19 protein-coding genes are annotated in these 18,941 nt (G+C 70.9%); 8 read left to right on the top strand and 11 right to left on the bottom strand.

Going from position 1 to position 18,941, the window contains the following annotated elements; all coding sequences use genetic code 11:
- Positions 1-112: 112 nt before the first annotated feature.
- From ACFYTE_RS28540 to ACFYTE_RS28490, 11 genes are all read right to left on the bottom strand, one after another.
- Positions 113-781, bottom strand: a complete 669-nt coding sequence (locus ACFYTE_RS28540; RefSeq protein WP_388716501.1) for a prepilin peptidase — start codon at positions 779-781, stop codon at positions 113-115.
- 446 nt (positions 782-1,227) lie between these two features.
- Positions 1,228-4,206 (bottom strand): BTAD domain-containing putative transcriptional regulator, encoded by a 2,979-nt coding sequence (locus ACFYTE_RS28535; RefSeq protein WP_388716266.1) that lies wholly within the window; start codon positions 4,204-4,206, stop codon positions 1,228-1,230.
- A 273-nt stretch (positions 4,207-4,479) separates the two neighbouring features.
- Positions 4,480-4,941 carry a TadE/TadG family type IV pilus assembly protein gene (locus ACFYTE_RS28530; RefSeq protein ID WP_388716263.1) on the bottom strand — a complete coding sequence of 154 codons (462 nt, stop codon included), beginning with the start codon at positions 4,939-4,941 and terminating at the stop codon, positions 4,480-4,482.
- A complete protein-coding gene (locus ACFYTE_RS28525) occupies positions 4,938-5,372 on the bottom strand; it encodes a TadE/TadG family type IV pilus assembly protein (protein ID WP_388716260.1) in 435 nt (144 codons plus the stop codon). The genes ACFYTE_RS28530 and ACFYTE_RS28525 overlap by 4 nt, the downstream gene beginning before the upstream one ends.
- Positions 5,373-5,822 (bottom strand): TadE family protein, encoded by a 450-nt coding sequence (locus tag ACFYTE_RS28520; RefSeq protein ID WP_388716257.1) that lies wholly within the window; start codon positions 5,820-5,822, stop codon positions 5,373-5,375.
- Positions 5,823-5,947: 125 nt separating this feature from the next.
- Positions 5,948-6,199, bottom strand: coding sequence for a hypothetical protein (locus tag ACFYTE_RS28515; protein ID WP_388716254.1), 252 nt, complete (start codon positions 6,197-6,199; stop codon positions 5,948-5,950).
- A gap of 125 nt (positions 6,200-6,324) precedes the next feature.
- Positions 6,325-7,245, bottom strand: a complete 921-nt coding sequence (locus ACFYTE_RS28510) for a type II secretion system F family protein (protein ID WP_388716251.1) — start codon at positions 7,243-7,245, stop codon at positions 6,325-6,327.
- Positions 7,242-8,282 carry a type II secretion system F family protein gene (locus ACFYTE_RS28505; protein WP_388716248.1) on the bottom strand — a complete coding sequence of 347 codons (1,041 nt, stop codon included), beginning with the start codon at positions 8,280-8,282 and terminating at the stop codon, positions 7,242-7,244. The genes ACFYTE_RS28510 and ACFYTE_RS28505 overlap by 4 nt, the downstream gene beginning before the upstream one ends.
- 2 nt (positions 8,283-8,284) lie before the next feature.
- A complete protein-coding gene (locus ACFYTE_RS28500; RefSeq protein ID WP_388716245.1) occupies positions 8,285-9,592 on the bottom strand; it encodes a CpaF family protein in 1,308 nt (435 codons plus the stop codon).
- A complete protein-coding gene (locus ACFYTE_RS28495; RefSeq protein ID WP_388716243.1) occupies positions 9,589-10,470 on the bottom strand; it encodes a hypothetical protein in 882 nt (293 codons plus the stop codon). Before ACFYTE_RS28495 ends, ACFYTE_RS28500 begins: the two co-directional genes overlap by 4 nt.
- A 17-nt stretch (positions 10,471-10,487) precedes the next feature.
- Positions 10,488-11,213 carry a hypothetical protein gene (locus ACFYTE_RS28490; protein ID WP_388716240.1) on the bottom strand — a complete coding sequence of 242 codons (726 nt, stop codon included), beginning with the start codon at positions 11,211-11,213 and terminating at the stop codon, positions 10,488-10,490.
- A gap of 1,023 nt (positions 11,214-12,236) precedes the next feature.
- Between ACFYTE_RS28490 and ACFYTE_RS28485 the strand changes: the two genes are divergently transcribed.
- The 8 genes from ACFYTE_RS28485 (at position 12,237) to ACFYTE_RS28450 (ending at position 18,769) form a co-directional block, all read left to right on the top strand.
- Positions 12,237-13,016 (top strand): hypothetical protein, encoded by a 780-nt coding sequence (locus tag ACFYTE_RS28485; protein ID WP_388716237.1) that lies wholly within the window; start codon positions 12,237-12,239, stop codon positions 13,014-13,016.
- A gap of 39 nt (positions 13,017-13,055) precedes the next feature.
- Positions 13,056-13,709: a hypothetical protein gene (locus tag ACFYTE_RS28480; protein WP_388716235.1), complete on the top strand. Its 654-nt coding sequence runs from the start codon at positions 13,056-13,058 to the stop codon at positions 13,707-13,709.
- Entirely contained in the window at positions 13,706-14,746 is a 1,041-nt protein-coding gene (locus tag ACFYTE_RS28475) for a hypothetical protein (protein WP_388716232.1), read from the top strand. Before ACFYTE_RS28480 ends, ACFYTE_RS28475 begins: the two co-directional genes overlap by 4 nt.
- Before the next feature lie 228 nt (positions 14,747-14,974).
- Positions 14,975-15,286, top strand: coding sequence for a hypothetical protein (locus tag ACFYTE_RS28470; protein WP_388716229.1), 312 nt, complete (start codon positions 14,975-14,977; stop codon positions 15,284-15,286).
- Positions 15,276-16,526 carry an enoyl-CoA hydratase/isomerase family protein gene (locus tag ACFYTE_RS28465; RefSeq protein ID WP_388716226.1) on the top strand — a complete coding sequence of 417 codons (1,251 nt, stop codon included), beginning with the start codon at positions 15,276-15,278 and terminating at the stop codon, positions 16,524-16,526. The genes ACFYTE_RS28470 and ACFYTE_RS28465 overlap by 11 nt, the downstream gene beginning before the upstream one ends.
- A 45-nt stretch (positions 16,527-16,571) precedes the next feature.
- Positions 16,572-17,483 carry a hypothetical protein gene (locus tag ACFYTE_RS28460; protein WP_388716223.1) on the top strand — a complete coding sequence of 304 codons (912 nt, stop codon included), beginning with the start codon at positions 16,572-16,574 and terminating at the stop codon, positions 17,481-17,483.
- Positions 17,484-17,521: 38 nt separating this feature from the next.
- On the top strand, positions 17,522-18,265 hold the full coding sequence (locus tag ACFYTE_RS28455; RefSeq protein ID WP_388716220.1) for a hypothetical protein: 744 nt from the start codon (positions 17,522-17,524) through the stop codon (positions 18,263-18,265).
- 117 nt (positions 18,266-18,382) lie between these two features.
- A complete protein-coding gene (locus ACFYTE_RS28450) occupies positions 18,383-18,769 on the top strand; it encodes a hypothetical protein (protein WP_388716218.1) in 387 nt (128 codons plus the stop codon).
- The last annotated feature ends 172 nt before the right edge of the window (positions 18,770-18,941 follow it).

The raw sequence follows: 18,941 nt of genomic DNA, 5'->3' as shown, positions 1-18,941 counted from the left end.
CTTTCGTCAAGGAAATCAAAAGGTGCGCGCGAAGCGCTCGGTACAAGAGTGGTGGTGGAAGACGGGCGGGCGGACCGAACCAGCCTACGCCAGGCCCCTCACCGGCCCGGCTTCAGGCCGCGTACGCGCCGATCAGCACGCCCGCGTACGCCCCGGCGATCAGGAACGGTCCGAACGGGATCGCCGTCTTGCGGTCCGCCCGTCGGCCGGCCACGAGGGCGGCGGCGTACACCGCTCCGAACAGGAAGCCGGCGAAGGTGCCGAGCATCAGGGTCGGCCAGCCGTACCAGCCGAGCGCCGCGCCCGCCCCGAGGGCCAGCTTCACATCGCCGAAGCCCATGCCGCCGGGGTTGATCAGGAACAGCACGAAGTAACCGCCGCCGAGGGCGAGGGCGCCGTAGAGCGCGGTGAGCCAGTGGCCGGCGTGCTCGGGCACGAGGGCCGCCAGGGCGAGCAGGCCGAGCGCCGCGGCGGCCAGCGGCAGGGTCAGCGGGTCCGGCAGCCGCCGCACCCGGAAGTCCACGACCGCGAGCAGCACCCCGAGGGGCGCGAGCAGCAGCCAGACGCCGAGTTCGGGACGGGTGCCGGTGGCGGCGGCGAGGCCGGCGCAGAGCAACGCGGTGACGGCGGCGAGCGCGGCGACACGGGGGCCGTACCGGCACGCAGCGCCGACGCCCCACAAACTCCGCCCCTCCGAAGCCCCATCACTGCCCGTGTCGGGGCCGTTCGCGGCCGGACGGCCCGGGTACGGACCGTCGGCGCCCTTACCTTCCGTGCCCACGCCCTCCGCGCCCGCGCCCTTCGCGCCCGCACCGTCCGTGCCCGTCCCCTCCGCGCCCGCATTGTCCGTGCCCGCGCCCTTCGCGCCCGCACCGTCCGCGCCCACGCCCTCCGCGCCCGCACCGTCCGTGCCCGCGCCCTTCGCGCCCGCACCGTCGGCGCCCGCGCCCTCGGTGACCGCACCGTCGGCGCCCGCGCCCTCCGTGACCGTGTCGTGTCTCTCGGGCGGAGGGGTGTCCTCGGTGGGCCGGGGGCGCGGGGCTCCCGGGGGTGGGGCGCAGGCGGCGCAGTGGGCCGGGCCCAGCCAGCCCCGTACCGGGTGGCCGGCCGGGCAGAGGTGGCGCCATGGCTCGCCCGCCGGGGCGGAGAAGCGGTAGGCGGCCCGCGGCAGCAGCGCACCGGCCGCCGCGCCCCACAGCGCGGCGGCGACGATCGTCGCGAAGTCGCTCATCCCGCGGCGGCTACGCCGTCGCGCCACGACGGCAGCAGTTCGTCGAGGAGCGCTTCTGTGCGCGGCGGCAGGCCGCGGGCGCCGCTGCGGGCGAGCAGGTCGGCGGCGAGCGAACGGACCCGGGCGGGTTCGCCGGTGGCGTGCGTGGCGCGCAGCAGCTCGTTCCACAGCCGCTCGTCGGACGGCGCGGTCCGCAGCGCCGCGTCCAGCGCCTCGATCGCCTTCTCCGCGCGGTCCTTCTCCAGGTGGAACGCGGACAGCGCGAGCCCGATGTCGGCGACCAGCAGCGGCAGTCGGGCGTCGATGATCTCGTGGGTGAGCCAGCCGTAGCGGTCCTCGGGGCGGTCCGCGAGCAGCGGCCCGCGGACCAGGACCAGCGCGTCGGTGAGCAGCCGTCCGCGCACGGCCCGGCTGTCCACGCCCTTGCCCTGCGTGGCCTCGTGATAGAGGGATCGCAGCACGTCCAGGTCGGAGACGACGGACTTGGCGAGCGTGAGCCGGCCGGTCGCGTCGGTGCCGAGGCGTGCCGTGCCGTCCGGGTCGCTGCCGAGCCAGCCGCGCAACCGCTCGACGAGCGCGTCCCGCACGTCCTCGGTGACACCGCGCGGCCACAGCGCGGAGGCCAGCACGCGCGGGTGGACGCCCTCGCGGTGCAGGAGCAGCAGGGCCAGCGCCTCGTGGAGCAGCGCGCTGCGCTCCCCGTCCGGGGTGTCCAGGCCGATGATCTCGTACGGTCCGACGAGGCGGGCGTACACCGCGGGCCGGCCCTGCTCGCTGATGTCCACGAGGAACGGCGGGGTGTTGACCGGGCCGTCCGGATCGTGCTCGGGATCGGCGTCGACGAACAGCTCGACGACGGCGCGCTGCTGGACGGCGGGCAGCATCTGGGCGTCCAGCTCAAGGCCGAGCAGCGGAGCGAGCAGCCTGCCCTCGGTCGTGATCTCCATCTCCCAGGCAGCGCCGGGCAGTTCGCCGGTCTCGGTGCCGACCAGATAGCCGATGCCGAGGCGGCCGGCGTCGGCGGCGAGTTCGGCGAGCCTGAGCGCGTCCTCGGCGGAGGGCTGTGCGGCGAGCAGCACCAGGTGCGGCGCCCAACGGGTGTGCTGGGCGGGCCCGGTACGGCCGGTGAGGACGGAGTCGTGCCCGGCGGCGCCCAATGCCCCGCGGCGCTGCCGGGTCTCGGCCTCCATGGTCTCGATGAGCGCGTCGATGCCGTCGAGGTGGCGCAGCCGGTTCGGGGCGAGCGGAGTGAGGTCCGCGCCGAAGCCGACGAGGGTGATGGTCATGCGGTCCGACCAGCCGTTGGTGGCGAGTTCGGCGGCGACCGAGGCGAACACGGCGGCCCGGTCGGCCTCGCGTCCGCTGAGCGAGACGATGCCGGGCACCGCCTCCAGGTTGAGCAGCAGCCGGGAGTCGTCCATGGTGCCGAGGCTGACGAGACCCGGGTAGGGCGCCGCGGTGTCCACGTCCTCGTACCGTTCGGCGTCGGCCCGTGCGAGCATCCAGAACGTCTGGTCCTGCCCGAGCTGCCAGGGCGCGGGCGGCTTCCCGGTCGGCTGGGCGAGCTGGAGGTGCAGGTCGCCGTTGCTCAGCCAGGCGGCGTAGACGACGGGCAGGGCCCGCGACTCGGCGGCGAGGCCGGCGGCCAGGCCGCGCAGCGACCGGTCGAGCAGCCGTACGCCCTCGGGGTCGGCGCCGACCAGCAGCGCGTCCTGCGCGTCCTGGGCGTCGCCGGACGGCGTGGGCGGCTCCATGCCGCGCCGGCCGCCGACGGCCCCGAGCGCCGACTGCCACAGTGCCTGTCGGCGCCGGCGTCCGACGGCGCCGAGCAGGCCGGCGGCGAGGAGGGGCGCGCCGATGAGGGCTTCGGGCAGGCCGAAGCCCTCGGCGGCGCGGCTGCCGGAGCCGTTCTGGGCGGGGCTCGCGTGCTGCTGCCCGCGCTCGTGCGTCTCCCCCTGCCCGGCGCCGGCGTCCGTGCCGGGCCGCTGCTCGGGCAGCGAGGCATGGGAGGCGTTCGAGTCGCCGCTGCCGCCCTGCTGGGCGTGGCCCTGGTCCTGGTCCCCGGTCCTGGCGTAGTCGTGGATCTGCTGCTGGACGTCCGGGGAGACCTGGGCGTCGGGCATCTCGACCAGCTCGCCGCCGCGTGCGTCGGCGGGCATTTCCATGATCCAGCCGGGCCGGATCAGGCTCGCCTCGGACAGCCGCGAACCGTCGGGCTGGACGCGGTCCTTGTTGAGTTCGTAGATCTCCTTGTACCGGCGGCCGTCGCCGAGGTGTCGCTGCGCTATCTCCCAGAGGGAGTCGTGGTGGCGTCCCTCGGGCGGCTGGATCCGGTAGTACTTGGTCCCGCCGTCCCTGGCGGAGGCGGCGCCGGTGTCCGCGTGGGCGGCGGCGTGCGCGGCCTGCTCGGCGAGGGCGGCGGCGGTGCCGGCGGCCTGTTCCTGCTGCTGGGCGAAGAGTCCCGGGGTCTGCTGGGCGGCGGCCACCGTACCCTTCTGGTTGCCCTCCGGGCTGTGCCCCAGCTGCGCCAGGCCCGGGGTGAGGCCGGCCGCGGTGGCGCCGACCAGCAGCAGCGCGGCGACGAGTTGGCGGGCGAGCAGCTGGCTGGGGCCGGCCCCGGGGACGCGTCCGGCCAGGCCCACGCCGGACAGCGCGGCCTTGGCCTCCACGAGCACGCAGGCGGTGAACTGGGCCCAGGCGAGCCACACGATCACCGTCAGCACGTTCAGGAAGGTCTGGACGGTGATCTCCTGTTGCAGCCACTCCAGCTTCGGCGCCCCGCTCGGCAGCGGCCACCCGGCGGTGACGGCGAGGGCGCCGGGGACGCCGACGACGAGCACGAGCAGGGCGATGAACGCGAAGAACGCCTTGACGAAGTCCCCGAACGTACGGCGCCGCACGCGTACCGGCTGCGGTGTCCGATTCCTCGGGCCCGTCGGGCTTCCCGTCGAGCTTGATGTGCTGCGTCGCGCCATGGCGGGTGTCCTGGGTCGTGTGTGGAAGGCGTGGGTCGGGGGCGGGTGGAACGTACAGAGATCCTATGGACTGGGACCGACACCGTAGAAGCCGTGATGGTGCCCGAACCGGGCGCTCAGGCGGCCCAGTTCACCGGATGCCCGATATGCACCCGTTGCCGGTGGCCCGCCGCCCCGTCCGTACGCGCCACCCTCGCCCTTCGCGACCGCCATGCCCCAGCCCTTCCCGGTCCCCACACCGTCCCCGGCCCTTCGAGTCCGCCGTCCGCCGCCTCAGCCCACCCGGTTCTCCGCCAGGGCGCGGCCGTGTACGACCACGTCTCCGCCGTAGAACATGCCCGTGAAGACCGGCTGGTAGGTCAACTGCACCTCGACCTCGACCTGTTGGGTGTCGGCCGTCACGCAGTGGCTCGCGGCGATGTCGGGGCCGGTCATGTCCATCTCGCGGGCGAAGGTCTTCACCCGCGCGTCGCAGTTCTGGTAGTTGATCGGCGCGGGGCCGCCCTGGTTGTCGTAGAGGGCTTCCTTGTCTATGTCCTGGGCGGCGTAGCGGGCCGCCTGTTCCGCGATGTCGGCGGCGCGTTCCCGCTTCGAGACGGACAGGCCGCCGTCGATCACGAACGCCGACAGGGACAGGAAGACAAGGGTGAAGATGATGACCGCGCCGGCGCCGGAGCCCCGGTCGTCCAGCCTCGACCGGCGGGCGGACCACCACGCACGTACGACTGTCCTCACGCCGTCCTCCGGAACGGGTCCAGCGGGGAACTGAAGCTCGCCGACAGCCGGGTCGGGACGTCCAGGCCCAGCATGGCCAGGCCCCGCACCTGGCAGCTCACCTCGACCGTGAAGATGGTGTCGGGTTCGAAGCCCTGGCTGGTCTGGACGACGGACACCGGCCCGGAGCAGACGTCGGCGAGGTCCGCCTCGGCGGCCCTGCGGGCCTCGGCCAGGGCGGTGGCGTGGTCCTTCTGGATCGAGCCGGCGCGCGCCGCGTCGCGCGCGGCGCCGTCCAACGCTCCGCGCCCGTCGACGAGTTGCCCGAAGGCCACCAGGACCAGGACGAACAGGATCATCACCGGGGCCAGGATCACGACCTCGACCGTCGACAGGCCGCGGTCGCCTGCGGCCGATCGTCTGAAGGCGGCGAGGAAGCGGGGAGCGGGCATTCAGTTGCCCCCTTCCGGCACGAATCGCTCCACCGGTCCGGAGGACCGCGCGTGCACCGTCAGGTCGAGGCCGGGGAACACCGTGGGCACCCGCGCGGAGATCTCCACGCCCACCGTGTCCGGCTCGGGCTGGAGCAGCTTCACGTCCGGTGCCAGCACGAGTTGCGGGCCGAGTTGGCGGATGTAGGAGTCGACGACGTCACGTGCCTCGCCCCGCCAGCCGCCCGGCTGCTCGTCGGCCGTGGCGCGGGCCTTGCGGGCGCCCGCCTGGGCCGCCGCCTGGGCCACGTGGTCGGCGAAGAAGTACAACGCGAACTGCACCGTGGCGAAGATCATGAAGAACAGGACGGGAGTGAGCAGCACGAACTCGATCGCGGTCATGCCGGAGTCACCGGCCTCGCCGCGCGCGGCCCGCGCGCGGCGGCGCGCCCATCTGACCACGCCCACCATCAACCCCCCGTCGTCCCCGTCGTCGTGCGTCGTGCGTCGTGCGTCGTGCGCGTGTCGAGTCGGCTCGGCCCGTCCCGGGCCGCGTCGAATCGTCCCTGCGTCGTCGTCCCGCGGCGTGTGTGCGGTCAGCAGGTCTTGCCCGCGTCGGCGCCCTTGATGCAGTCGCCGACCTTGTTCGCGCCCTCGCTCAGCGCGGCGTTGATGATCGCGGCGACCACGCCGACGATCGCCACCACGACCGCGGAGATGATGACCCACTCGACGGCGGATGCGCCGCGGTCCAGTTCGTCGGAGCGGGCGCGCTGCACGCGCGCCTGTAGGAAGGTGACCAGGAAGTCCACCGCCGGGATTCCGGTGCGGACGGTACGTTCGGTCATGGGAGTCGTCCTCTCAACTCAGCTCAACTCGGCTGGCGTTTCGGGCAGTGGGGCGATGGAAGCTGGGGCGGCTGCGGCGGCCCTGGGATCACGGATCGTAGGACGATGCGTACATCGTGCTCGGTTCACACCTGAAACACCCGCATGGCCGCAGGGAAGATCAGGAACACCAGGAAGCCGGCGCACAGCAGCAGTTGCGCCACCAGCATCGACTGCGACTTCTCGCCCGCGCTGCCCTCGATCTCGGCGAGTTCGCGGTGCCGCATGGTCTCGGCGCGGGAGGCGAGCGATTCGCGCACCTTGGCGCCGTCGTCCGCGACCAGCGCCAGCGACGCCGAGAGGTCCTTCAGTTCCTCCACGCCCAGTTCCTCGCCGAGTTGACCGAGCGCCTGCCACTGGCTGATACCGGTGATCCGGGCGTCGGCCAGGGCGCTGCGGATGCGCCGGTTGGCCCAGCCGTCGGAGATCTCGGCCGCCGCCATCAGCGCCTCGGGCAGGCCCCGGCCGCCGGCCAGGCTCATCGACACCAGGTCCAGGTAGGCGCCGATCACCCGCCGCAGGTCCCGGCGCTTCTCGGCGGCGTCCCGTCGTACCTCCAGATCGGGCAGGAAGAAGAACAGCGCCCCGCACAGCAGGGCCAGCCAGACCGGGATGAGCGGGCTGCGGCCGAAGCCCAGCGTGTAAACCACCGCGAACAGGAACGGCCCGAAGAACAGCCCGGCCGTGGCCAGCAGCACCTTCGTCGCCAGGAACTTCTCCCAGCTGCGGTCCAGGACCGCGAGGTCGGCGCGCAGCGAGCGCTGCTCCCAGCCCTGGTGGAGATAGAACTCGGAGACGCGGGCGCCGATTTCGGCACGCAGCGAGCCGAAGCGCCCGGTGTCCTTGGTCTGCCGCGCCGACTCGTACGCCGCGCCCCGCGCGCGCATCGCGTCGATGCGGGCGACCTGGGCGACCGCGCTCCGCTTCGACGGCATCAGGGCGCGGATGAGGGCGTAGACACCCAGTCCGAAGACCACGCCCACCACGATCGGCATCGTCAGGTTCACCGGCGTGCACCTTCTTCCGACGGGAACGACTGGAACGGCGGGGACTGCTGGGGCTGTTGGGGCTGCTGTCCGCTCGGGGCGGCGGTGCGAGGCCGTACCAACTGCACCGAGGACTCGTCGCGGACCAGGAAACGTTCGGGCGTCTCGATCGTGGACAGCTTGCGCAGCCACCAGAAGCCGAGGGCGAACAAGGCGCAGACGACCGCGAGTACGAGCTGGCCGACCGGGGTGCCGTACGGGGACACGAAGTCGCGGTTGAAGATGGCGAGGCCGAGGACGAAGGCGATGGACACCGCGACCACGATCTGCACCGAGCGGCGGGTGGAGGCGCGCTGCGCCATCACGCGCTGGCGCATGTCGACCTCCTCGCGCGCCGACTTGGCGAGCGCGCCGAGGACCTGGCGCAGACCGGGGCCGCGCAGCCGGGCGTTGAGGATCAGCGCGGCCACGATGATGTCGGCGGACGCGTCGTCGATCTCGTCGGCGAGGTGCTGAAGCGCCTCGGGCAGCGGGGTGCGGGCGCGCAACCGGTCGACGAGGGCGTCGAGATGGGGGCGCAGGACGGGGGCCGCGGCGCGCGCGGACGCCGGGATCGCCTGCTCCAGACCGACCGCGCCCGCGATGGTGTCGCGCAGCGACTCCGTCCAGGAGGCAAGGGCCTCCACCCGGCGCATGGCGGCCCGTTCCTCCGCGGCACCGCCGAAGAGGCGGTCCCAGAAGAAGACGAGGACACCGGCCGCGAGTCCGGCCACCGCCCAGCGGGTCAGCAGCGGCACGGCGAGGCCGGCGATGGCGGCGAGCGAGCCGCGCTGTCCGGCGAACCGGAGCAGCTCGGCGAACCGCTCGTCGGCCTTCTGCTTCTCGTGCGCGGGCTTGGCGGGCAGGCCCCGCACGGCGAGCATCAGCAGCGCGAGTCCGCCGCCCACGGCGACGCCGCTGCCGATCGAGTACAGGACGGTGGTGGAGAAGAGGCCGCCCGTGGAGCCGAGCGAGCCGAGCGCCGTGTGCGTGGCCGCGTCGGCGGCGAAGTGCGTCATGGTCACCCCCACGCCCCGTGCGGCTGGTAGCCGTAGGCCATCAGGTCCTCCAGGCAGGCTATGGGCGCGTGCGGTACGACCCGGCCGTCGGGGGTCTCGGCGAACACCTCGCTGGACAGCACGCGGCCGTCGACGCCGTTGACCTCGCGGACGGAGGTGACCATGCGCTGGAGCCGGCCCCCGCTCTGGTAGTCGTTGCGCCGCTGGATGAAGACGACGAAGTTCACCGCGCCCGCGATCAGCATCTGGCTGGCCTCGATGGGCAGCCGCTCGGATGCCTGCAACGCGTACGTGGAGATGCGGTTGAAGACCTCGCTGGAGCTGTTGGCGTGGATCGTGGACAGCGAACCGTCGTTGCCCTGCGACATCGCGTTGAGCATGGTGACGATCTCGTCGCCCAGCACCTCGCCGACTATCACCCGGGAGGGGTTCATACGCAGCGAGCGGCGGACCAGTTCGGCCATGCTGATGGCGCCCTGACCCTCGGAGTTGGGCAGCCGTTCCTCGAACGCCACCACGTTGGGGTGCAGGTCGGGGAAGGTGTCCAGCCCTAGTTCCAGGGCGCGTTCGACGGTGATGAGCCGCTCGTTCGGCGGGATCTCGTTGGCCAGGGCGCGCAGCAGAGTCGTCTTGCCCGCGTTGGTGGCCCCGGCGATCATGATGTTCTTGCGGGCGCGGACCGCACAGGCGAGAAAGTGCCCCAACTCCGGGCCCAGGGTGCCGTTGCCGACGAGGTCCGAGATGAACACCTTGCCCATGCGGGCGCGCCGGATGGACAGCGCGGGCCGCCGGGCGACGTCCATGACGGCGGAGAGCCGGGAACCGTCGGGCAGCCGCAGGTCGAGCTGCGGGTTGGCGGAGTCGAAGGGCCGGGAGGACAGACCGGAGTAGGCGCCCAGCACCTGGATCAGCTCGATCAGTTCCTCGTCGGTCTCGGCGACCGGCTCGCCCTTGACCTCCCGCCCGTCCGAGTATCCGACGAAGACCTGGTCGCAGCCGTTGATGTCGATGTTCTCGACGTCGGGGTCGTCCAGCAGGGGCTGGAGCCTGCCCACGCCGAAGAGCGCGGCGTGCACGGCGGCCGCGTACTGCTCCTCGGTCTCGGCGTCGAGGGGTGTACGGCCCGCGTTGATCTCGGTGCGGGCGTACTCCTCCAGGATCTGGGCGATGACCGCGCGCGCGTACTGCCGTTCGTCCTCCGCGGACATCGGCGAGACGCCGCCCACCTGGTCGAGACGGCGCTGTTCGGCGATGCGGTCACCGGCGTCCTGCCGGAACCGCTTGACCAACTGGTGGTCGACAGCGGTCATCGGCCGGCCCCCGCGTGACCCTGCTGGGGCCGCTGCGCCTGGTGGGGCTGCTGGGACTGGTGGGCCTGCGCGGAGGCGGCCCAGGCGGCGCCGTACTGCTGGTACAGGTCGGCGGTCACCTTGCGGGCGGAGCGGATCAGCAGGGACTTGTCGAGGCGGCCCCGCTTGCGGCCGGCCAACTGGTCGGCGCCGGTGGGGTCGTTGGCGAGGGTGCCGACCACCCGGGCGCCGGTCTGGGCGTGCACCAGCATGTCGTTGACCTGGCCGGCGATCTTCGCTGAGCTGTTCGGGTCGGCGATCAGGACGACCCCGATGAGCGGGGTGGCGAGGGCCGCGGCGCCGCGCGGACCGCCGTGCAGCTTGGCGGAGAGGGCGGCGGCCCGGTCCCGGACGCGGGCCAGCGACTCGGGTTCGGTGCGCGAGACGAGCAGCACGAGGGCCGCGTGCGCGAACAGTTCCACGGCCGGGGTGTCCCCGCTGATGCGTCCGCAGTCCGCGATGACGTCGGCGGGCGCGTTCGGGGAGTCGGCGAGGGAGGCGAAGGCGTGCCCGAGCGTGGGCCAGAGCCCGGCGAGACCGGCGGCCTGCTCGGCGCTGCCGAGCCCGACAAGCACTTCGAGACCGCCGCTCAACGGCTGTACGTGGTCCCAGAGTTGGTCGGGTACCAGGCCCCGGCGGGCGGTGGCGGCTATGGACAGCATGCCGGTGTTCGGGTTGAGCGGTCCGCCGTGCGCGGCGGCGCTGCGGTAGACCAGGTCACCGCCCGCCGGGTCGGCCTCGGCGAGCAGCGCGCGCCGGGGCCAGACCGCCGCGAGGGCGACGGCCGCGGTGGTGACGCCGGGGGAACCCTTGTCGGCGGCGAGAGCGATGAGCGCCATGGGGTGGGTTCCGCCTCTTAGTCGGTGCCGGGGACGCGGACGAGGGCCACTTCGCCGTTGGACGCGGCCTGCGCGAGCGCGGCGGCCTTGTCGCCGTCCACGGCCAGGGTGACGGCCAGGTTGGTGCTGCTGACGAAGTCGTCGCTCTTCTTCGGCGGGACATAGCTGACGCGCGCCTGCTCGACGATCACGGAACTGCTGCTGCCTGCCGAGGAGGAGTCGGACGAACCGCCGCCGGAGGAGCCGCCGTTGCCGCCGACCCGGTAGGCGGCGACGACGTCTCCGATCTGGAGCCCGGCCGGGTACTGACCCTCCTTGAGGGCCAGGCCGACGATGGCCTTGCCGGACGCCGGGCCGCTATCCGCCGCGAACATCTCGCCGACCGCGACCACCCCGCCCGGGATGGTGCTCTTGGCCTTGAGCTTCTTCAGGCCGTCGACCTGTGCCCACGGGACGTAGTGGATGCCGCTGTCCTCGGCCACCATCACGGAGGTCACGTTGCGGCCGGTGACGGACCCGCCCGCCGGGATCTCCTGCGTGATCTTGACGACCTCGATCCGGTCCCCGGCGCGCAGCACGAGCGTCGTCGCGCCCAGCGCACCGAGCAGGATCAGCAGCACGGCGAGCGCGGCCAGCGCCGGTTTGCGCTCGCGAGGCGGGGTGGGCAGCCGGTCACCGACCGACGGCTGAGCCGGAGCGGCGGCACGATTCGCGCCCGCCCCCGTACGCTCCTGGATCTTCACGCAACCGCTCCCCGTACGCCCAAGAAATGTCTGCCAAGTTCCGTGCACAAGCGGACACTTCACCCCCGTACGCTCGCATGTGAGGTGCGAGACGCGCTGGACGCACCGCTCGACCTGGGTCGGATACCCAGCGCCAGAGTGAGTGTCAAGCGATCGCACCGTATCAGCCGCACATAAGCCCCTCAAGGCACGTTCCAGGTCCCCGACCGGGCCCGGTTGGTCGTTACGCTCTGCAACTTCGGGCGTATGGGGACCAGTTGAACCAAGGGGGGTTGCCGGGCCCGCCGCCTGTGCACCGGCGAACCCCCGCCGGACATGGTTCCCGCACGATTCGCTCACATGGATTCGGGGCGCCCATGCCACGATCCTCGCCGCCTCGGGTCCGCTCCCGGTGATCGCCGTGGCGGCGCCCGTGCGGGTACGGGACCGCTGGAAGCAGGAGTTGCGGCATCCGGCACTCGCCGGGTACCGCGAGGTGCTGGGTGTTGCCCCGGCGCACGGACTGGCGTCGGCGTCTGCGCGGGCCGGCTTGTCGTCGTATGCGCGGGCCGGCTTGAGGGCCGCCGCAAGGACTCGGCCGGGGCGTGGTCCCAGGAGGCGGTGGCGCCGATCCCGTCCGTCGTACGCGTCCGTGGAGCCGCAGGCGGCACGGCCGGCGGAGAGACCGTGCCGCACCCGGCCGAAGGCCCGTCGGCGGCCGGCCGGGGGAAGACCCGCGGCGGTAGGCGGGACCTCGTAGTTGCCGTCATGGTCGTACGACGACAACGGCCCTGCCCTGCCCCGCCCCGCCCCGAACGGGACCGCAAAGCCGTGACCGCTCCGCAAACACGCCGAATCGGCAACCGGCACGCCGTGCCGAACCCGCCGGACACGGGGCTGCACACGACCCGCCCCGGCCCGCCGTAAGACCTTCACAGTCCCCCGGCCGCCCCCGCACGTCCGGCCTGGCGAAACCACCTGCCGCACCGCTACCTTCATCGTCTTGACGCGAACCTTTCGATCCTGGGCCGCACGGGGGCAGGCATGGCTGACAGGACGCGGGCAGACCTGGACACCATCAGGGACTGCTCCGACTCGTTGTTCCGGATTCACCGCGAATTCAAGGAGCACGGAAGTCCGGCGGCCGCCGAATTCCGCTTCCGCGACGATCTCGGAGAAAACCCCGCGAAACACACCAAGACCGCGGCGGACACGTACGACGACGTCGACCGCAAGCCGGCCCAGACCCCTCCGCGACGCCCACACGAAGGCAGGGAAGCGACCCGCCCGCGCGACTGTGAGCCCCTGCACGTCGGCGCTCCCCTACCCGGAGCCCCGTACGAGGTCACCAGGCTCGGCAAAAAGCCGCGAGGCATGACCGGCACCATCAGGACGCTCGGCACCAAGGTCGTGGACGGTGGCGAATCCAAGGAGTACGCCGACGAACCGGGGGGCCGTTGCGGTGGGTGTGACGGAGTCACGCGTGCTTCCGCCCACGCCGAGATCCCCGCCGTCATCGGCAAGGTCCCGATATCGTTCCCGCCTTCTCAACCGACCTGTTTCCCATGGGGAGTCCCGGGTGAGACGCCGCTCCGTGCCCGCCACCCGCGCACTGTTCACGGCCGCGTAAAGCGACCTCAAGGACACGTTCCGGATGCCGACCTGGCCCTCTCCCTCTACTGCGGCGGCGGTGCCTCGGCCAACCCCCGCTTCTACGACACCAGAATCGAGGTTGACGACGCCACACTCCATGCCATTCCCGAAGTGCCGTTGTTCTCAGCGCAGTCCGTGCTGGCTGGCCCGAGAAGCTCACCGGTAGCGTGAGTGCCCTTGAATGAACTGCTGTCTCACGGGGAGTCCACTGTGAAGCGCCACACCGTGCCCATTGCCGTAGCGTGCGCCGCCACGGCAGCTCTTCTGCTCACGGCCTGCAGCGACGGGGGTGACAGTGCCAAGTCCAGCGACAAGATCGCGGGTGCCGACAACGGCAAGCCCACGCCGTCCGCATCGGCGAACGGGTCCGAGGAAGCCGTCCAGCGCCCTGCCGTGTCGCTGCCCCCGGATGTGAAGCACGTCTACGAGAGCTGGACCTCGTCCGACGCGGCCGAGGCCGCGGCGCTCGACGACGCCAAGCGGCGGATCGAGGCCACCGACGCCGCCATCACGGGCAAGGACGTGAACTCGAAGGCGATCCCGTTCTACTACACGGGTGACGCGCTTCTCGGTGCCGCCGACTGGATCAAGGGCTACACCGACGACGACTACACGATCACCGGCACGTCGCGCTACTACGACCCGAAGCTCACCAAGTTCGCCAAGGACTCCGTGGGCCTCACGTACTGCGTCGACGAGAGCAAGGCGTACGACAAGGACCGCAAGACCGGCAAGGTCGACAAGACCGCGGTCACCAGCAAGTCCTACGTCCTCTACAACACCCGCATGGACCGCAATGCGGACGGTGTCTGGCAGACCAGCAAGCTGGCGTCCGAGAGGGGTAACGCGAAGTGCACTCCGTGAACGCGAAAGCCACATGGCTCCTCGTGACGGCCACCGCCACCTCCCTGGCTCTGCTCCCCGCCACGGCGTTCGCCGACCGGCGTCACGGGGGCTCCTCCCAGGGCAGTTACGAGACCAGCGGCAGCCAGTCGGGCGGATCCCTGGAGTCGCGGATCACGTTCTCCGGCGCGGTCCGTGGCAGCGGCGGCACCTCGACGGGAGGCGTCACACCGGTCGGCAACTGGACGCCGCCCGCCTGCTGGTACGAGCCGATGGCCGCGGAGGATTTCGCCAAGCGGACCGAGGACGGCTACGACACGGTGGTGAACGACCCCGCCCAGCCCAACTACGCGAAGCGGGCGACGGGGGAGTTCCGGAACATGTACAAGGACGGCGAGTACAAGAACTACAACCTCGACAAGAAGGACGAGGGAAACTTCTGGGTAGTGGCCCAGGACGACTCCCGCCTGGACGAACTCGCCGCCTGGAACTGCAGCGAGCTTCCCTTCTGGGTCGAGAACGGCGAGACACCGCAGGTCGAGAACGCGGTCACACCGCAGATCCTCGCCGAACTCGCCTACAACCGCATACAGTTGCCGACCACCGAGGTGACGCTGGCGCCTGAGGGCACGACCAAGGTCAACCTCCCCACCTGGGCGTGGCTGGACAAGGCGAAGTTCAAAGAGGTGTCCGTCACCGCCGCGCTCAACGTGAACGGCGTCAACATGCAGGCCACCACGACCGCCCGACCGGTCTCCCTGAAGATCGAGCCCGGTACTTCCGACGCCACCACCTACCCGGCGTCCGGCGCGTGCGCGATCAACGGCGACGACTCGATCGGCGAACCGTACGCGAAGGGAAAGGCCGACCGGACGCCGCCCTGTGGTGTCACGTATCTGCGGTCCTCGGGCAACGGCACCTTCAATCTTCGGGCCACCGTCACATGGAAGATCACCTGGACGGGCACGGGCACCCCCGAACCGCAGGCTCTCCCCGACGGCACGTTCGGCAACGACCAGGCGGTCACGGTGCAGGAGATCCAGTCGGTCAACCGCTGACGCCCCACCGACCGGCCCGGCGACGCCACCGCCGCCGGGCCTGCGACGGGCCCGCCTCGGCGGAGCCAACCGGCCATGCTCGACGTGCTCTTCAGACCGTCGAGGTCTCTGCCCAGGAGCGGCTCGCTGGCGAACCCACGCAGCCCGTCGATACCGTCAAGACTCTCGACCACCATCCGCCTCACGGGAAGTCCCACTGTGCGGCCGTGACGGAGACCGGAACAGGACATGAGCGATCTGCGCCTCGAAGACACCGTCTTCGAACACCTGAAGAAGACCTTCTCCTCGATCAGCGACCGCATGGAGGACGCCCGCCGCGATCTGCGCAGCGCCGACGCCTCCGCCGTCGGCGAGAGCAAACTCATTGAGGACGTCCAGGATTTCGCCGACGACTGGGGCTACGGCATCAAGCAACTCGGCAAACACACGCACGGTGCGGTGAAGATGATCAACACCATCGGCGATACATTCGACAAGCTCGACCAGGAACTCGCCGAATCGCTCAAGGTGAAGAAGAAGGGCAAGCGACGTGACCGGTAAGCGGCCGGCCTTCCCGCACATCGGGTGGGACCCCACCCCGGGAGACGTGACGGACACCCGGGAACTCGCCAAGCGGCTCGGCGGCCTGGCCGGCGAGCTGGGTACGGCGGTGCGCGAGCTGGAGCGGATAGAGTGCGGCGCCTGGAAGGGCAAGACCGCGATCGCGTTCACCGAGTACATCGGCGAGGACGTCACTCCGCTCATCCGCAAGAGTCACGAATCCTTCGACAAGGCCTCGCGTGCGCTGCACCGGTGGACGGGCGAACTCCAGGAATTCCAGGACGAAGCGGATCGGCTGGAGAAGCTGGCCGGGGAGAAGCTCAGCGCCCAGGACAAGGCCAAGGCGGAGGCCGGCAGCGAGGGCAGCGACGAACTCGGCGAGGCCTCCAGCGCCGTCAACGAGGTCATCAACAAGGTCCACGACCTTGAGGAACGGTACAAGCGGGCCGCGCGCGAGATAGGCAAGGAACTCGACAAGGCCGCGGACATCGCCCCGGATGAGCCCGGTTTCTGGGACAAGCTGGGCAAGGGCATAGCGGACGCCTGGAACGCCACCGGCGACTGGCTCAAGGAGCACGCCGACCTCATCAAGATGGTGGGCGACGTACTCAGCAACGTGACCGCAGTACTGGGCCTGCTGGCCATCGCCACGCTCCCGTTCCCGCCCCTCGCGGCCATCTTCGGCACGGCCGCGCTCATCGGCAGCGGCCTGTCCCTGGCAGCCCACGGCATCGCCATGGCCGCGGGAGCGGACGTGAGTTGGCTGACTCTGGGCACCGACGCGCTCGGGCTGCTGCCGGGCATCGGGATGTTCGGCAAGGGGATCAAGGTTGCCGGTGCGACGGCCAGGGGGGCCAGGGCCGCGGCGACGGCGAAGGCTGGCCTGCTGGGCAAGGGGTTCCAGGCCACGGAGCTTGGTCAATCACGCATCCTGATGTCCATGGGCGCGGCGTCGAAAGACCTCGACGGGGGCCTCGGTCTGGCCGGCTTGGTGAAGATCGGTGGAAAGTCTGAGTTCGTCTACGAGGTCTCACACGCGGGTAGCGGGTTGGCATCGCGCATGGGCGGCCTGGTCAGTGCCGGCTACCACGAAGGGCAATGGCTCGGCACAAAGGGGATCAACACCCTCACGAAGTGGAACGTGGACCCGATAAGCGACATGGGCCGGGTCATCGACGGCAGCCTCAAGATCGCCCCCAAGGCCATCACCAACATCAAGGATGCCGTGTCCGGCGATTAGCCCGACGACGGCCAGCGGGGCAGAGCACAGGGAGTGCGTACCGACATGAACATCTGGCAGCCCGAACCGGGGGAAATGCTTCTGGGTCGCGCTCCCGTCACCTTCGCGACGGGCGCCGCGATGCGCGTCAGGGGTATGCGCTGGTTCCGTGACACCGAGCGCAACGACATTCAACACGAGTTGCCGGGCTGGCCCGAAGGCCCCTCCTTCACGGCACGTTCGACGGGCAGCACGGTCGGCTTGAAGACTCTCAAGGGTGCCGCCATAGTGGTCGGCGCGACCTTCATGGCCGTTCTCAGCGCTGCGGGCGGCAATATCGCCACTGCCTCGGGCGACTCGGGCTCCGACAGGCCGGACGAACCGGCCAACGAGGTCGAGGACTTCCCGGTCATGTGGGCCGCACCGGGCACCATCGCCCGCACCCTGCCCTGGCAACTGGACCCGGGGCGCGCCGACCAGAAGCACCGGCGCACGCACGCGATCGTCACCGACCGCCGACTCGTCATCGTCAGTCTGCCCTATGACAAGAAGAACTACGAGGCAATCGATGACGAGGTTCTGTGGCAGTGCCCGCGCACCGACATCAGCGGCATCGAACTCAAGGATTTCAAGGACGGCAGCGACTTCAAAGTCACCTTCGTAGACGGCTCTTGGTGCAGGATTCGAACCTTCGGGCGCAGAAAGCTGACGCGATACCTGGAGCACACCCCCAACCTGCTCCCCCTCGATTCCCTCACCCCTCAACAGCGGGCGACAGTCCTGGAATTCGCCGCGAAAGTCAAGATGCCGGATTCCGTCTCCCCCATCGTCACCCGCAATACGTGCGGCCACTACAACGTCGACATTCTGCTGCCGCGTCGGTTCACCTCCGCTTTCGGAGCCTCGGAGGAGAGTCTGGTCATGGACGACGAGGGCCAGGAAGTCGATCCCAGGGAATATCACCCCGAAGACCTCTGAAACCACCGGCACTTCACACCCGAAACGGCCACACTTCCATGCGCCCCTCAGCCGAGCCCACCGGCCCCCTTCAGCCACTCCTCACGCCGACGGAGCCCCCACCGGTCTGGTTCCTGGCCCCTGAGGGTTTCTTCGCGCTGCCCCTCGCCGACAGCCCCGAGGAACGTGCGGCTCGCGCGCGCTCCTTCGTGCGGGAGCTCTACTCCCGTGGGGACGAGACGGTCTGGGGTCCCGCCGCTCCGTACTACACGGCGATTGCCGAACTCATGCAGGGCACCGGGGTCTCCTACGCCGCGATGGGTCTGTTCTCCACGGCGAAGGAGGAGGAACACACTCCTGAGGGTGACATCGCCCGGCACGATCCCTCTGACGGCGTGGCCCAGTGCGCCTTCACCTTGGCCGCGATCCCCACGGACCAGGCCGACACGGACACCGATGTCGTAGCTCAGGGAATTCTCGCGGCCCTTTCCGCGGACCCGTACAACGAGGTCGAATGGCTCGATCTCCCGTGCGGTCCTGCGGTGTCATGCGCCACCTGGCGTGAGCTGAAACTCAATCCCGCGGTGACGGCGAGCGGCGAGGCGACGGATCTCGTCACCGCCCGGATTCAGGTCCACGTGCCGTTCCCGACCGGCCCGTTCACGGCCGTCTTCACGCTCTTCACGGCTTTCGTGGATCAGTGGGCCCAGTTCGTCGACATGATGGGAGCCATTCTTCAGACGGTCTCCTTCACCGCCCTGTCGAACGACGACCCGCTCGTCACGGCCGCTGAGGGCATCTGAGCGACCTCCAGAAGCGGAAGGTCATGCAGCGCGGGACACTGCGCGTCCGCGGCACGGACGGGTCCGTACTCGACCTGCACGGCGTACCCGCTGGGCGGGCTCGGTGCGGTACTCGCCGTGCCGTTCATGCCCCTCCTCATGCTGCTGACCCTGTTGTCCAACGTGGAGGAAGCGGTCAAGCGGGCCCTCGCCGGCAAGGAGGAGAAGGAACGGCTGCGGGTCAAGAACGCGGATGACCGGCGCCGGGACGCCGCCATCGCCGAGCAGGGGCTCGACCGGGTCTTCGACGGGAACTGGCACGGCTCGGCGGGCAGTTCCTCCTGCGTTGGTATGGCCACTCCACCCACCACCAGCGGCCGGTCCTCGCGACCCGAGACGGGATCGTCCTGGCGGCCCCACCGCGGCACGTCACCGTGGGGAGGGAGAAGCAATCTCCACCTACCTGCTCCGGCAGCCGCTCCCCGACCGCTGACGGGTCCCGGCGCCGGGGGTCCCGGTCGCTGACCGGCGCCGGCGGTTCCGGTCACTGACCGGCCCCGGCCGCCCCAGAGACCCAGCGCCCCGGCGCCCCCGCTGCCCCGGCACCCCAGAGACCCGGCGCCCCCGCTACCCCAGAGACCCAGCGCCCCAGAGACCCAGCAGCCCAGCGACCCAGCGACCCGCTGCCCCAGAAACC

It is taken from the genome of Streptomyces sp. NPDC004629 (genome assembly GCF_042873595.1).
Classification (GTDB): Bacteria; Actinomycetota; Actinomycetes; order Streptomycetales; family Streptomycetaceae; genus Streptomyces.
Note: the sequence above shows the minus strand (reverse complement) of the source record. Positions and strands in the feature narration are given on the sequence as shown.

What these genes read in the sequence shown, in the direction of transcription:
- ACFYTE_RS28515 (WP_388716254.1), bottom strand. Translation starts at nt 6,199, where the DNA reads ATGACCGAACGTACCGTCCGCACCGGAATCCCGGCGGTGGACTTCCTG.
- ACFYTE_RS28460 (WP_388716223.1), top strand. Translation starts at nt 16,572, where the DNA reads ATGAACATCTGGCAGCCCGAACCGGGGGAAATGCTTCTGGGTCGCGCT.
- ACFYTE_RS28495 (WP_388716243.1), bottom strand. Translation starts at nt 10,470, where the DNA reads ATGGCGCTCATCGCTCTCGCCGCCGACAAGGGTTCCCCCGGCGTCACC.
- ACFYTE_RS28520 (WP_388716257.1), bottom strand. Translation starts at nt 5,822, where the DNA reads ATGGTGGGCGTGGTCAGATGGGCGCGCCGCCGCGCGCGGGCCGCGCGC.
- ACFYTE_RS28505 (WP_388716248.1), bottom strand. Translation starts at nt 8,282, where the DNA reads ATGACGCACTTCGCCGCCGACGCGGCCACGCACACGGCGCTCGGCTCG.
- ACFYTE_RS28500 (WP_388716245.1), bottom strand. Translation starts at nt 9,592, where the DNA reads ATGACCGCTGTCGACCACCAGTTGGTCAAGCGGTTCCGGCAGGACGCC.
- ACFYTE_RS28470 (WP_388716229.1), top strand. Translation starts at nt 14,975, where the DNA reads ATGAGCGATCTGCGCCTCGAAGACACCGTCTTCGAACACCTGAAGAAG.
- ACFYTE_RS28485 (WP_388716237.1), top strand. Translation starts at nt 12,237, where the DNA reads ATGGCTGACAGGACGCGGGCAGACCTGGACACCATCAGGGACTGCTCC.
- ACFYTE_RS28525 (WP_388716260.1), bottom strand. Translation starts at nt 5,372, where the DNA reads ATGCCCGCTCCCCGCTTCCTCGCCGCCTTCAGACGATCGGCCGCAGGC.
- ACFYTE_RS28535 (WP_388716266.1), bottom strand. Translation starts at nt 4,206, where the DNA reads ATGGCGCGACGCAGCACATCAAGCTCGACGGGAAGCCCGACGGGCCCG.
- ACFYTE_RS28455 (WP_388716220.1), top strand. Translation starts at nt 17,522, where the DNA reads ATGCGCCCCTCAGCCGAGCCCACCGGCCCCCTTCAGCCACTCCTCACG.